Here is a 12,079-nt window from a genome sequence, read left to right as displayed (position 1 = left end):
AGCTAGCTTACGCAATTGGCCAGCACTGCCTATAAATTAGGCAGTGGAAGAGGTCCGGCGCATATGGTGCAACAGTCAGGCACAAGCTCCCTCCTCCTGAACGAATGCTGTCAGTAAGCCCCCGCTATGGTCGGCAACCTTCCGCCAAACCGGACCCGCCCCATGACCGCATTGCCGACCGACAACCCCGCAACGCCACCCTTCGAGGAGCAAGACCCCCGGCAGGCGGTGGTCGAGCTACGCAGCTACCGCCTGCACACCGGGCAGCGCGACACACTCATCGCCCTCTTTGACCGTGAGTTCGTTGAGAGCCAGGAGGCTTGCGGCATGTCTGTTCTCGGCCAGTTCCGCGACCTCGACCGGCCGGACGAGTTCGTCTGGCTGCGTGGCTTTGCCGACATGGAGACGCGCCGCGCGGCACTGACCGCCTTTTACGACGGCCCGGTCTGGGCCGAGCATCGCAACGCCGCCAACGCGACGATGATCGATTCCGACAATGTTCTTCTCCTCAAACCTGCAGACCATGGCGCAGGGTTCGATCTGGCAGGTGTGAAACGACCACGGCCGGGCAGCAGTGAAGGCTTTCCCGCCGTCTATGCCGTCTACGTCTTTCCGCTGGCGCTCCACCGGGTCCACTCCTTTCCCGCCTATTTTTCGCAAAGCCTGATGCCGGCTCTAACCGAGGCCGGTGCGCCGGCGGGCGCGTGCTTCGTGACCGAACAGAGCACCAACACCTTCCCGCGCCTGCCTGTCCGTGAAAATGAGCGGGTTTTCGTGTGGATCGCACGTTTCGACAGCGCAGAGGCGCACGCGGCCTTCACGACACATCTTGCCGAGACAAGGGGATGGCGGGCTGCGCTGGAGAGCGGCTTCGACGGCTGCACGGCCGGGCCGGCGATGCGGTACCGGCTTTCCCCGACCGCCCGCTCGCTGCTGCGGTAACCTTCCGGCACGCGAGCTTGCCGGGCTTCGCAGACTGGGCGGAATCGGGCTGAAAACGCTATCTTGCTTCCGGCGCGTTTCCGTGCCATTTATATGCGGCGCTCGGGTGGTTGCAGACCCGGAGACTGGACGCGTTTTGATTGGACGGCCCCTTTCCCCGACATCGTAAGCTCTCGACGAAAGTGAAACTGCGCACAGTGCGCAGGCACATACTCACCAACGGGAAAAGGAGTTTCCCATGGCCCAGACCGGCACCGTAAAGTTCTTCAACGCCACCAAAGGCTTCGGCTTCATCACGCCTGACGACGGCGCGAAGGACGTTTTCGTTCATATCTCCGCAGTCGAGGCTTCCGGCATGCGCTCGCTCGTTGACGGGCAGAAGGTTTCCTTCGACGTCGAGCCCGATCGCATGGGCAAGGGACCGAAGGCGGTCAACCTCTCCGAGGCATAAGCTGCAGGCCGCTCGCGCGGCACAGCGATAGCGAATTTGCGAAAGGCGCGGCGGATCATCCGTCGCGCCTTTTTGCTTGATGGGCGTTCGCGGGGTGGGCAGCGCGGCTGCCTTTGACACAAAACTTTCCCTTGCCCGTCATTCCAAAATGAGGGAAGATTTTGCCCGTTCGGGCATTTGCCGGCCCGGAGACTGGAATAGCATGCCCCGGCATACGACCCTGAAAAAGGCACCCGGGACGTCGCGTGTCACAAGAAGTCCGGCAGGATCCCCACGCGAGGCTGTCTGTTTCTTCTCCCCCAGTAAAGGACCGAGACAACCTGGACCATGGCCCTCGCGAAGAGACTTGGTCCGAAAGACGATGAGTGACGGGAGAAAGGATCTCTTCCCATGCCGCAGAGTGGTATCGTAAAATTTTTCAATCATGCCAAAGGGTTCGGCTTCATTACGCCGGACGACGGGGAGAAGGACGTGTTCGTGCACATCTCCGCCGTTCAGGCTTCCGGCCTGCCGGGCCTGGAAGACGGCCAGAAAGTGACCTTCGACACCGAGCCGGACAAGCGCGGCAAGGGACCGAAGGCCGTCAATCTTTCCGTCGGCTGAACAGCCGTGGCCGCCGAGGACGGCGGCATGACAGCTTGCGCCGGCCTCGAGGCCGGCGTTTGTTTTTTCATCAGAAGCGAATGGCGGCCGGCAGTACTTGAGGACTCAATACCTGGAACGCGTAGACTGGAGTTTTCCACGTTGAAACGCCGGGCAGACTGTTTCGCACAGTTGCGTCATCGTTCAGGTACCGTTCAGCAAGGGAGCGCTAAAGCCTCATCCGAAGCCGCAGATGGTCCCCCCGGCGGCGTGTTGAAGATGAGGTGAGTGCCATGAAACGCATTCTCAAGACCAGTGTCCTGACCCTGGCCGTCGCCGCCACCGCGCTGGCGACCGTTCCCGCCAACGCCGACCATTGGCGCCACGGCGGTTACGGCGACTATTCCCGCTACGAGCGCCATGGCTGGCATGAGCGGCACTATGTGCGGAAAAAGAAGGGGAGCGACGGCGACCTGGTGGCCGCCGGTGTGCTGGGCCTTGCGGTCGGCGCGATTGCCGCCGGCGTCCTGACGCAGCCGCGCCAGCCCTCAAGGGTCTATATCGACCCGCCGGCGCCGCAGCCCACCTACCGCTACGAGCGCAATTACTATCGCACTGCCCCCACCTACCGCAGCACCGCGAGCTATTCGCCGGAGCCCTGGAGCCGCGAGTGGTATCGCGCCTGCGACGCCCGCTATCGCAGCTTCGATCCACAGTCGGGCACCTTTATGGGCTATGACGGCCAGCGCCACTTCTGCGTGATCAGGTAAAAGAAAAAGACGGTAGGGCAGCAGGTGACGGACCCGATGCCCTACCGACCTATTCTCCTATCAGGAACGGATTGCTTCGCCGCTCGTCGCCGAACCGGCCGCCCGGCCCATGGCCGCACAGGAAACCGATCTCGTCGCCGAGTGGCAGAAGCTTGTCCTTGATTGAACGGATCAGGGCGGCATGGTTGCCGCCCGGAAGGTCCGTGCGGCCGATGGAGCCGTTGAACAGGACGTCGCCCACATGGGCGAACCTGGCATCCGCATTATAGAAGACGACGTGCCCCGGCGCGTGGCCCGGGCAGTGCAGCACCTGAAAGCCGTGTCCGACGAAGGAGACGACGTCGCCTTCCTCGAGAAAGCGGTCGGGCGTGACGTTACGCACCGGGTCCGTCAGCCCGAACATGCGGCCCTGCTCGGCCAGATTGAGCAGCATCTCACGGTCTGCTTCGTGCGGGCCGAGGATCTCGACATCGAGCTCGTCCTTCAGATCCATTGCCCCGCCGGCATGGTCGATATGGCCGTGGGTGAGCCAGATGGCCTCGATCGTCACTCCTGTCTGGTCGATGGCGGCACGGATGCGCTCCACCTCGCCGCCCGGATCGACCACCACGCCCCGCTTCTCATCCTCATCGAAGAGGATGGCGCAGTTCTGCTGGAACGGAGTGACGGTGACGATGGCGGCTTTGAGAGTGGTCATGACGAGGTTCTCTCCCGGGGGTCTGTTGAGAGTCGGCTGTCGGATGGGGTGGCTCTACCCCTCTCTCTATCTATAACAGAACGGGCGGCTGGCGCCGCCCGTTCGCACTCTTCCCGAAGAAAGCTCAGCTTTTCTTCATGCTTCCCATGACTGCGCCGACGATCCCGCTCAAGACGCCGCCGCCGACGACGCCGCCTACCGCGTCCCCAAGCAGGCCGCTCAGTGCGCCGGCATCACCGCCGAGAGAGGAAAGCAGAACGCCGCCGCCCACGCCGCCAACGGCGCCGCTGATGATCTTGGCAGCGTGTCCCATCGCCGCGTTCTTGAACGCCGCACCGACGGCCTCACCGCCGATGATGCCGGCGATCGCCTGCACGATGATCGGAAGAAGTGCTTCCATAACTATCCCTCCAGTAGCGCCGGCATCGCGTGCCGGCGCCACGATGAAACGCCGAATTAGACTAAAGTCAAATACGGGAGGACTGGCTCAGCCAGCGGCGGCCAGAGGGAACGGGCCCCTATTCCGCCGCCATGCGCTGGCCGGGGCGCACCTCGTTGGCATAGTCGTTCATCAAAAGACGAGCGATTTCACCGACTTGGAAGGTGTAAGGCCCGATTTCGGAAACCGGCGTCACCTCCGCCGCAGTGCCGCACAGGAAGCACTGCTCGAAGCTTTCCATCTCCTCGGGCATGATCGCCCGTTCGACCACTTCTATGCCCCTGCGGCGGGCGAGACCGATGACCGTGCGGCGGGTGATTCCATCGAGGAAGCAGTCCGGCACCGGCGTGTGCAGCACCCCGTCCTTGACGAAGAAGACGTTGGCGCCGGTGGCCTCGGCCACGCGGCCACGCCAGTCGAGCATCAGCGCGTCGGTATAGCCCTTGGCCTCGGCCGCGTGCTTGGACAGCGTGCAGATCATGTAGAGGCCGGCGGCTTTGGACTTGGAGGGCGCGGTCTTCGGGTCGGGGCGGCGGTACTCGGCCATGTCGAGGCGGATACCCTTCAGCCGCTGCTCCGGATCGAAATAGCTCGGCCACTCCCAGATAGCGATGGCGAGATTGATGCGGTTGTTCTGCGCCGAGACACCCATCATCTCGCTGCCGCGCCAGGCGATGGGGCGCACATAGGCGTCCTGAAGCTCCTGCTTGACGAGGAGCTGGCGGCAGGCCTCGTCGATCTCCTCCACCGTCCAGGGGATACGGAAGCCGAGGATGCGGGCGGATTCGTGCAGGCGCTCGGTATGTTCGGTGAGCTTGAAGATCTCGCCGCCATAGGCGCGCTCACCCTCGAACACCGCGCTTGCATAGTGCAGCCCGTGGGTGAGTACGTGCACCTTTGCATCCGCCCATCTGACGAACTCGCCATTGAACCAGATAAAGCCGTCAAGCTGGTCGAAAGGAACCGATGCCATCGTAACCTCTCCTGCGGGCCACGCCCTGAACAATGCCCAATACGAAACTGGCGAAAAACCGATTATGCCGGAAGACCGCGCGCCGAAGCAAACGCATTTACAGGAAGTTCCGGAAAACCCGCCTCGACGCACCTTTTTGTTCGCCATGAGCCGAAAAGCTTGGCAAAAATTATCAAGCGGCCTTAATTATGTCAATATGGCTGACATAATTTTAGTTCACCGGGAAAAACAACGATGAAAAGTCCTACGAAGCCGACCCCGCATGAGGCGACACGGGAAGACGAGGACGTGGACTTCGCCCTCATCGAACTCCTGTTCTTCGCCTACCGGGACTTCACCTCCGACCCCGACGCGATCCTGGCGCGCTATGACTTCGGGCGGGCGCATCACCGGGTGCTGCACTTCGTCAACCGACGGCCGGGACTGACGGTGGCGGAACTTCTTGAGGTGCTGAGAATTACCAAGCAGTCCCTCGCGCGCGTGCTCAAGCAACTCATCGATACCGGCTATGTGGTGCAGGTGCAGGGACCGCGGGACCGGCGCCAGCGCGAGCTCTACGTCACCAAGAAAGGCCACTCGCTCGCCCTGGCGCTGGCCCTGCCACAGTCCCGCCGCATCAATGCGGCACTTGAGGAGGCGGGGATTGAGGACCGTGCCGCCCTCGAGCGCTTCCTGAAGGCGATGGTGGATCCGGAACTCAGGGCGCAGGTCGACAGGCCGCCTTCCGGCGGCGATCGTACGAGCGAGAGAGGGAAGATGGAATGATCGAAGGCACCGTTGTCGAAAATGGCGCAGGCGCGCTGCCGAACGGCCCGCTGCCCGACGACGCCCCGCATCTGCTTGTCGTCGACGATGACAAACGCATCCGCACGCTTCTTCACCGCTTTCTGCGCGAAAACGGATTTCGAGTGACGATCGCCGGCGATGCGACGGAGGCGCGCCGCAAGCTCGAAGGGCTGGATTTCGACCTCATCATCCTCGACATCATGATGCCGGGCGAGGACGGCGTGGCGCTGACGCAGAGCCTCAGGACGCAAAAGACGATGCCCATCCTCATGCTGACGGCGCTCTCGGAGACGGAGAGCCGCGTCACCGGGCTGGAAGCGGGTGCCGACGACTATCTGCCGAAACCTTTCGACCCGCGCGAGCTGGTGCTTCGGGTCAACAGCATCCTGCGCCGCAGTGGCCAGCAGATGCCGCCCAAGCTGGAGCAGGTGGTGTTCGGCCCCTACACGTTCCAGATCCCCCGGCGCGAATTGAAGCGCGCCGGCGAGCCGCTGAAGCTCACCGACCGCGAGCGCGAGATCATGGCCATCTTCGCCGAGCGCGCCGGCGAGACCATCCCGCGCCACGAGCTCGTCGGAGAGGAATCGGAGGTGGGCGAGCGCACCATCGACGTGCAGATCAACCGCCTGCGCCGTAAGATCGAGCGCGACCCCTCCAACCCTGTGTGGCTGCAGACCGTGCGTGGGGTGGGATATCGGCTGAGCGTGGAGTAGGGAAAGCCCCTACTCCAGCCCGAACAGAAATCCGGCGATGGTTTCCATGCCACCGTGTCGGGGCATGTTGATGTGGTTTGCGCCTGGCAAGACGTGCAGGACGGACCTCCCTTCGCTGAGTGCGGCGAGTGCCTCGGCGAAATCGGGCGGCGTTATGGGGTCATTCTGGCCGGCCAGGAGCAGGATCGGTGCATCGATGGCGCCGATGCGCGAACCGTTGTCGAAGCGGGTGCGCACCAGCCAGAGGGGGACCGAGGTCTGCCGGCTGACGGCGGCGGGAAACGAGGTGAAAGGCGCCTCGAGAATGACCGCGCGGGGCCGAGCCCTGGTCGCCACATAGCTGGCGACGCCCGTTCCCATCGAATAGCCGTAGAGGACAATGCCGTCGGGAGCCAGTTTCTCATCGGACAGCTTGGCGAGAAGCGTCGCCGCGTCGCGGTAGAGCATGCTCTCGCTCGGCTGTCCCGGATTTCCGCCATAGCCGCGATATCCCGCCAACATCAGCCCATATCCCTCCTCGGCCAGCGTGAAGAGATGCTTCGGTCTGCGGATGAGATCGCCGAGCCGCCCCGGGAAATAGACGATGACGGGCTTACCCGGCGCCGGCGCGTAATACCAGGAGCGCAGCAACAGCCCGTCATGGGTGCTCATGTCGACAGGCTGCAGTTCGACGCTGCTTTCGATCTCCAGGAGGTTCAGAACCAGCCTTTCGCGGAAAAGGACGAACTCCGGCACGGTCTGCACCGCTACAACGCCGGCTGCCAGGAAGAGGGCCGCGAAGACGACGACGGCACGACGCAGGAGAGAGAACCGGCGGCGCCAGCCCCCACCCACGCGGATAACCCCTTCCATCGACAAAGACTTCAGCCCCTAGAGCGGCACGCGCCGCACCCCATGAATGCTTTTGTCGGGCATCATACGGTAACACGAGATTTCAAGCTATAACATTTGGTGATCAAATATATGTAACAATCGGCCGGCGAACCCTTCTCCGGCCGCAAAAAGTACACCCCGACCGCCGGAGCGGTCGGGGCCCGCTGTAGCGGGACGTAGGGCCGGTCAGGCGGCTGACATCCGCTGGCGCGCGAAATACAGTTCCAAGCCAGCGAGCACAGCGACGATCAGCCCGGCGATCACATGCGCCCAGAGGGCGGCCGCGATCGCGGCGAATCCCAGAACCCAAGGTGAGATGATCGCCCAGATGCCGAGGACGAGGTTTACCCATTCCTCCCACTCGGCGAAGGAGACCAAGGCTCCAATGGCGACCAGTGCGATAAGGGCACCAACCACCCAGGCGTTCCAGGCGGCCGTCGTTTCGGCCATGAAGCCCAGCGCCCAAGGCGTGAGCAACAAGGCAATGCCGACAACGAGGTTAACCACGTCGAGGGCAGTTTCCTGGGTATTTCGTATGACATCTTTTGCCATGACGACTGCTCCTTTCAGTCAGTATGGCAGGCAACGGGCTTTCCTTCGGGAAGCCGGCGTTGCGGCTGCCGACTCCGACGGGCGTGGCATCAGCGCCCGCCGTTGATGGCGATGCGCTTCGCGCTGCTTTTCGCCTGCTCGGTCTTCGGCAGGGTCACCGTCAGCACGCCGTTCCTGAAATCGGCCGCAACCCGGTCCTCATCGACCTCGGGGCCAAGTCCGATATGCCGCTCGAAACGGCCGTAGAAGCGCTCGCTGAATTGACGGTCCTTGTCCTCCGCCTCCGACTTCTTCTCACCTCGAAGTGTCAGAACGCCGTCCTTGAGGAGGACCTCCATGTCCTTTTCCTCGAGTCCGGGGACCTCTGCGGTCACGCGGATCTCGCCGTCGGTTTCACTGACCTCGACATCGGGCCAGGACGACCAGCCCGACATCCGACTGAACGGTGCCGGGGCGTCGAAATTCCGGAACACGTCGTCGAAAAGCCGGTTCATTTCCCGGTGCAAGGCCAGAAACGGACTGTTGTCTTCGCGGTAGACGGCCGGCGTGCGGCCACCACCGCGGTTCCAGGGGATGAGATTACGCATGTTCATGGCTATCTCCCTCGCATCGCTTGGCTGGGAGCGGTCCGCGCCCCGAACGCCGGCGGCGCGGACCGCTCACGAAAGTCAGGCGGCCTGCTTTTTGCCTTCGATCTGCTTGGAGGCCGCCGGTGTCTTGCCCGTGACCACGTCGATCCGGCGCGGCTTCATCTCTTCCGGGATGTCGCGCTCGAGATCGATGGTCAGCATGCCGTTCTCGAGCTTCGCGCCGACGACCTTGACGTGGTCGGCAAGCTCGAACCGGCGCGTGAAGGAACGCCCGGCAATGCCGCGGTGGAGATACTCCGCCTTGTCGTCCTCCGCCTTGACGCCGGAGACGACGAGCAGGTTCGGCTCCTGGATTATCTCGAGCTCGTCCTGCGCGAAGCCGGCGACGGCCATGCTGATGCGATAGGCGTCTTCACCGGTTTTGGCGATGTCGTATGGAGGCCAGTTGTCGACGGTCTGCAAGCGCGCCGGATTTTCCAGCAGACCGAGTATCCGGTCAAAGCCGATGCTCGACCGGTAGAGGGGAGAAAGGTCGAATGTTCTCATAGCCACATCCTCCTTAGAGCAACATGGTACGAGGGACGCCAAAGAGCTGGCGCCCCTTGACGGTATCGGTCCCATTCTCGGCGACCGATAAAAGAAATTTGGGTGTGAAGAGTGCAAGTTTCAAGAATGCGGGCGCCGTTTCCGCTATGGGCGGAAACGGCTTGGCAGAGGGCCTATGCAGGCTGGAGCCGCATACGCGGCTGTGATGGGAAGGCGAGCGCCACCGCCACCGCGCCGAGCCCGACAGCGAACGAGCCGATGAAGAGCCAAGCATAGCCGCCGAAGGTGTCGAACACCCAGCCGCCGGCGAGCGGGCCGAGCGCCATGCCGAGGCTCGACAGCATGGTTGCGGCCCCGAACACGGTTCCCATGACCGCCTGGCCGAAATATTCGCGCGCCAGCACCGCATAGAGCGGCATCACGCCGCCATAGGCCGCGCCGAAAATCACGGCCAGCGCATAGAACTCGCCGAGCCGGCTGACAAAGACATAGGCCCCGATCGCCAGCGCCTGTACGATCAGGCCCCCGATCAGCACCGGTTTGGCGCCGATACGGTCGCCGAGCACGCCGAAGAGGACGCGGCCGCCTAGGCCCGCCAGCCCCTCGACGCTGTAGATGCTGACCGCGGCCATCGGCGCGATGCCGCAGACGAGGGCGTAGCTGACCATGTGGAAGATCGGCCCCGAATGCGCCGCGCAGCACGCCATGAAGGTGAAGCCGAGTACCAGGAACCGCGGCGAGCGCAGCGCCTGTGCGGCCGATACCCTGGCGCCGGCTGCGGCGGCGCCGGAATCAGCGTCGGCGCTCGTCGTGACCGGCGGACGGCGGACCAGGAAGGCAGCGGGTATCAGGAGCGCCCAGGCGACCACGCCGATGACCAGCATGGCGGTGCGCCAGTCATAGGCGGTGATCAGCCAGCGCGCGAAGGGCGAGATGGTCAGCGGCGCCACGCCCATGCCCGCCGAGACGAGCGAGACGGCAAGACTGCGGTTCTTGTCGAACCACGCGGTGGCGGCGGCGATCATCGGCGCGAAGAAGGCGCTGGCGGCGAGGCCGACGAGAATGCCGTAGGTCAACTGGAATTCGAGCGGGGATTGCGTCCGGCTTGCCAGCACCAGGGCGAGGCCGAGAAGGGCTGCGCCGGCAAAAACGACGATGCGCGTGCCGAAACGGTCGCTCGCCACGCCCCAGCCGAAATTGCCGAGGGCCATCACCAGGAAATTAAGGGTCATGGCGCTCGAAATCGCGGCGCGCGACCAGCCGGTCTCGGTCGACATCGGGTCCAGGAAAACCGCCAGCGAGAACATCGCTCCAATGGCGACACAGGTCATCAGCGCGCCTGCGCCGACGATTACCCAACGATAAGGAATAGACATATCCGATTTCCCCTCGGTCTTCACAATCATCGTTCCGACACCACTTAGCGGTATGCCTGCAGCGTCACTTGCGGCCGGAGGACGACGGGTCGGTTGCCGATCCGACATTTTTTTCTCGGGCTTGTGCGACGATGATCGGCATTCCCGGAACGAACGCATCGGTGCCTCACATCGGTGACGCTGCGGGAAAAGACGGCTAGACTGCCGGACGCAGGCGAAGTCCCGCTTTACGCGGGCGCCCGCGGCGGGGTAATGCGCCAGTGCGAGCATTGCCGGTTTCTCGTGGAAGCCGTGGCATCCGCAGCACGCGGAAGAGTGAATGGCAAGATACGACCTATCCTGGGGCGAGAGAGACGACCTGCTGGCGCGCGTAGTGCGCGGGCTCCATACCGTGCGTCGACTGTGGCGCCGTCTGGCGCGGGGTGTGTCGCGCGCCCTGCCGAAGCGGCTTTACGCACGTTCGCTTATCATCGTGATCGCGCCGATGATCCTGCTCCAGTCGGTGATCGCCTTCGTCTTCATGGAGCGCCACTGGCAGACCGTCACCCAGCGCCTCTCCCAGGCCGTCACCCGCGATATCGCCGCCGTCATCGATGTCATCGAAACCTACGAGGAGACCACGGAGGACGGCGAAGAGGACTATTCCGAGATCATCCGCATCGCCCAGGAGCGGCTGGCGCTGCAGATCAGCATCGAGCCACCCGACCCCCTGCCCCCGCCCGGACCGAAGCCCTTCTTCTCCATTCTCGACAGGACGCTCTCCGAGGAGATCACGCGGCAGATCGGCAGACCCTTCTGGCTCGATACGGTAGGCAACTCGAACATCATCGAAATCCGCATCCAGCTCGATGGCAAGGTGCTGCGCATCTTCGCCCGGCGCAGCCAGGCCTATGCGTCGAACACGCATATCTTCCTGTTGTGGATGGTGGGCACCTCGCTGGTGCTTCTGGCCATCGCCGTTGCCTTCCTGCGCAACCAGATCCGCCCCATCCTGCAATTGGCGGAGGCGGCCGACAGCTTCGGCAAGGGACGTCCGACGCCAAGCAATTTCAAACCGCGCGGCGCTGAGGAGATCCGCCGTGCCGGCTCCGCCTTCGTGTTGATGCGCGAGCGCATCGAGCGCCAGATAGAGCAGCGCACCGCCATGCTGACCGGGGTGAGCCACGACCTGCGCACCATCCTCACCCGCTTCAAGCTGCAACTGGCGCTGGCGAGGTCCAAGGCGGACATAAAGGCGCTGGACCAGGACATCGAGGACATGCGCTCGATGCTCGAAGGCTATCTCTCCTTCGCCCGCGGCGACGCCGCCGAGGACCACGGCGCGTTCGACCTTGCTTCCTTCTTCGACAAGATGAGGGAGGAGGCGCGGCTGATGGGCTGCGAGTTCGAGGCTTCGTTGTCGGGCAAGCGCGAGGTGCTGGTGCGCCCCAATGCGTTTTCGCGGCTCCTGACCAACGTGATCAGCAATGGCTTCCGCTATGCCTCCACAGTTTCCGTCGACGCCGTGCACGGCAGGGGGAGCCTGGTCATTACCGTCGACGACGACGGCCCCGGCATCCCGCCCGAGAAACGCGAGGACGTTTTCAAACCCTTCGTGCGACTGGACGCAGCGCGCAACCAGGATGAGAGCGGCACCGGGCTCGGCCTGTCGATCGCCCGCGACATCGCCCGCGGCCATGGCGGCGATATCATGCTCGAAGACAGTCCGCTGGGGGGCTTGCGGGTGGTGATCCGCGTGCCGGCTTAGGGCCTGCGGCTCGGGTCGCAACCGGGAGAAGGAATGGAGGGC

15 protein-coding genes are annotated in these 12,079 nt (G+C 63.7%); 7 read left to right on the top strand and 8 right to left on the bottom strand.

Features of this window, described 5'->3' with window-relative positions; all coding sequences use genetic code 11:
- Positions 1–162 precede the first annotated feature (162 nt).
- From N5A92_RS07255 to N5A92_RS07240, 4 genes are all read left to right on the top strand, one after another.
- Positions 163–942, top strand: a complete 780-nt coding sequence (locus N5A92_RS07255; RefSeq protein ID WP_260901342.1) for an NIPSNAP family protein — start codon at positions 163–165, stop codon at positions 940–942.
- Between the two features lie 238 nt (positions 943–1,180).
- Entirely contained in the window at positions 1,181–1,393 is a 213-nt protein-coding gene (locus tag N5A92_RS07250; protein WP_159593408.1) for a cold-shock protein, read from the top strand.
- A gap of 390 nt (positions 1,394–1,783) precedes the next feature.
- A complete protein-coding gene (locus tag N5A92_RS07245; protein ID WP_260901341.1) occupies positions 1,784–1,996 on the top strand; it encodes a cold-shock protein in 213 nt (70 codons plus the stop codon).
- Between the two features lie 272 nt (positions 1,997–2,268).
- A complete protein-coding gene (locus N5A92_RS07240) occupies positions 2,269–2,745 on the top strand; it encodes a BA14K family protein (RefSeq protein WP_260901340.1) in 477 nt (158 codons plus the stop codon).
- A 49-nt stretch (positions 2,746–2,794) separates the two neighbouring features.
- Here the strand turns inward: N5A92_RS07240 and N5A92_RS07235 are convergent, their stop codons facing one another.
- The 3 genes from N5A92_RS07235 to N5A92_RS07225 all read right to left on the bottom strand — a co-directional run bounded on the left by N5A92_RS07235 (position 2,795) and on the right by N5A92_RS07225 (position 4,854).
- Positions 2,795–3,442, bottom strand: a complete 648-nt coding sequence (locus N5A92_RS07235) for an MBL fold metallo-hydrolase (protein ID WP_260901339.1) — start codon at positions 3,440–3,442, stop codon at positions 2,795–2,797.
- A 124-nt stretch (positions 3,443–3,566) separates the two neighbouring features.
- Positions 3,567–3,842: a hypothetical protein gene (locus N5A92_RS07230; protein WP_260901338.1), complete on the bottom strand. Its 276-nt coding sequence runs from the start codon at positions 3,840–3,842 to the stop codon at positions 3,567–3,569.
- 118 nt (positions 3,843–3,960) lie between these two features.
- The gene (locus N5A92_RS07225) at positions 3,961–4,854 is read right to left on the bottom strand and encodes a branched-chain amino acid aminotransferase (RefSeq protein ID WP_260901336.1); all 894 of its coding nucleotides are present in this window, start codon (positions 4,852–4,854) and stop codon (positions 3,961–3,963) included.
- A gap of 234 nt (positions 4,855–5,088) precedes the next feature.
- Between N5A92_RS07225 and N5A92_RS07220 the strand changes: the two genes are divergently transcribed.
- The gene (locus N5A92_RS07220; protein ID WP_260901335.1) at positions 5,089–5,619 is read left to right on the top strand and encodes a MarR family winged helix-turn-helix transcriptional regulator; all 531 of its coding nucleotides are present in this window, start codon (positions 5,089–5,091) and stop codon (positions 5,617–5,619) included.
- A complete protein-coding gene (locus N5A92_RS07215) occupies positions 5,616–6,353 on the top strand; it encodes a response regulator (RefSeq protein WP_260901334.1) in 738 nt (245 codons plus the stop codon). Before N5A92_RS07220 ends, N5A92_RS07215 begins: the two co-directional genes overlap by 4 nt.
- A 9-nt stretch (positions 6,354–6,362) precedes the next feature.
- On the opposite strand, the gene N5A92_RS07210 is transcribed toward N5A92_RS07215, so the two are convergent.
- From N5A92_RS07210 to N5A92_RS07190, 5 genes are all read right to left on the bottom strand, one after another.
- Positions 6,363–7,205, bottom strand: a complete 843-nt coding sequence (locus N5A92_RS07210) for an alpha/beta hydrolase (protein WP_260901333.1) — start codon at positions 7,203–7,205, stop codon at positions 6,363–6,365.
- A 207-nt stretch (positions 7,206–7,412) separates the two neighbouring features.
- Complete coding sequence (locus tag N5A92_RS07205; protein ID WP_260901332.1) at positions 7,413–7,778, bottom strand: SPW repeat protein; 366 nt, start codon at positions 7,776–7,778, stop codon at positions 7,413–7,415.
- 89 nt (positions 7,779–7,867) lie between these two features.
- Positions 7,868–8,371, bottom strand: a complete 504-nt coding sequence (locus N5A92_RS07200; protein WP_260901331.1) for an Hsp20/alpha crystallin family protein — start codon at positions 8,369–8,371, stop codon at positions 7,868–7,870.
- Positions 8,372–8,446: 75 nt separating this feature from the next.
- On the bottom strand, positions 8,447–8,914 hold the full coding sequence (locus N5A92_RS07195) for an Hsp20 family protein (RefSeq protein ID WP_260901330.1): 468 nt from the start codon (positions 8,912–8,914) through the stop codon (positions 8,447–8,449).
- 173 nt (positions 8,915–9,087) lie between these two features.
- Entirely contained in the window at positions 9,088–10,290 is a 1,203-nt protein-coding gene (locus N5A92_RS07190; protein ID WP_260901329.1) for an MFS transporter, read from the bottom strand.
- Between the two features lie 319 nt (positions 10,291–10,609).
- Here N5A92_RS07190 and N5A92_RS07185 point away from each other — a divergent pair, with 319 nt between their 5' ends.
- Positions 10,610–12,037, top strand: coding sequence for a sensor histidine kinase (locus N5A92_RS07185; RefSeq protein ID WP_425248546.1), 1,428 nt, complete (start codon positions 10,610–10,612; stop codon positions 12,035–12,037).
- Positions 12,038–12,079: the final 42 nt, after the last annotated feature.

The organism is Chelativorans salis (assembly GCF_025336525.1).
Lineage (GTDB): Bacteria > Pseudomonadota > Alphaproteobacteria > Rhizobiales > Rhizobiaceae > Chelativorans > Chelativorans salis.
Note: the sequence above shows the minus strand (reverse complement) of the source record. Positions and strands in the feature narration are given on the sequence as shown.

What these genes read in the sequence shown, in the direction of transcription:
- N5A92_RS07215 (WP_260901334.1), top strand. Translation starts at nt 5,616, where the DNA reads ATGATCGAAGGCACCGTTGTCGAAAATGGCGCAGGCGCGCTGCCGAAC.
- N5A92_RS07225 (WP_260901336.1), bottom strand. Translation starts at nt 4,854, where the DNA reads ATGGCATCGGTTCCTTTCGACCAGCTTGACGGCTTTATCTGGTTCAAT.
- N5A92_RS07210 (WP_260901333.1), bottom strand. Translation starts at nt 7,205, where the DNA reads ATGGAAGGGGTTATCCGCGTGGGTGGGGGCTGGCGCCGCCGGTTCTCT.
- N5A92_RS07190 (WP_260901329.1), bottom strand. Translation starts at nt 10,290, where the DNA reads ATGTCTATTCCTTATCGTTGGGTAATCGTCGGCGCAGGCGCGCTGATG.
- N5A92_RS07200 (WP_260901331.1), bottom strand. Translation starts at nt 8,371, where the DNA reads ATGAACATGCGTAATCTCATCCCCTGGAACCGCGGTGGTGGCCGCACG.
- N5A92_RS07220 (WP_260901335.1), top strand. Translation starts at nt 5,089, where the DNA reads ATGAAAAGTCCTACGAAGCCGACCCCGCATGAGGCGACACGGGAAGAC.
- N5A92_RS07195 (WP_260901330.1), bottom strand. Translation starts at nt 8,914, where the DNA reads ATGAGAACATTCGACCTTTCTCCCCTCTACCGGTCGAGCATCGGCTTT.
- N5A92_RS07185 (WP_425248546.1), top strand. Translation starts at nt 10,610, where the DNA reads ATGGCAAGATACGACCTATCCTGGGGCGAGAGAGACGACCTGCTGGCG.
- N5A92_RS07240 (WP_260901340.1), top strand. Translation starts at nt 2,269, where the DNA reads ATGAAACGCATTCTCAAGACCAGTGTCCTGACCCTGGCCGTCGCCGCC.
- N5A92_RS07245 (WP_260901341.1), top strand. Translation starts at nt 1,784, where the DNA reads ATGCCGCAGAGTGGTATCGTAAAATTTTTCAATCATGCCAAAGGGTTC.
- N5A92_RS07230 (WP_260901338.1), bottom strand. Translation starts at nt 3,842, where the DNA reads ATGGAAGCACTTCTTCCGATCATCGTGCAGGCGATCGCCGGCATCATC.
- N5A92_RS07235 (WP_260901339.1), bottom strand. Translation starts at nt 3,442, where the DNA reads ATGACCACTCTCAAAGCCGCCATCGTCACCGTCACTCCGTTCCAGCAG.
- N5A92_RS07255 (WP_260901342.1), top strand. Translation starts at nt 163, where the DNA reads ATGACCGCATTGCCGACCGACAACCCCGCAACGCCACCCTTCGAGGAG.
- N5A92_RS07250 (WP_159593408.1), top strand. Translation starts at nt 1,181, where the DNA reads ATGGCCCAGACCGGCACCGTAAAGTTCTTCAACGCCACCAAAGGCTTC.
- N5A92_RS07205 (WP_260901332.1), bottom strand. Translation starts at nt 7,778, where the DNA reads ATGGCAAAAGATGTCATACGAAATACCCAGGAAACTGCCCTCGACGTG.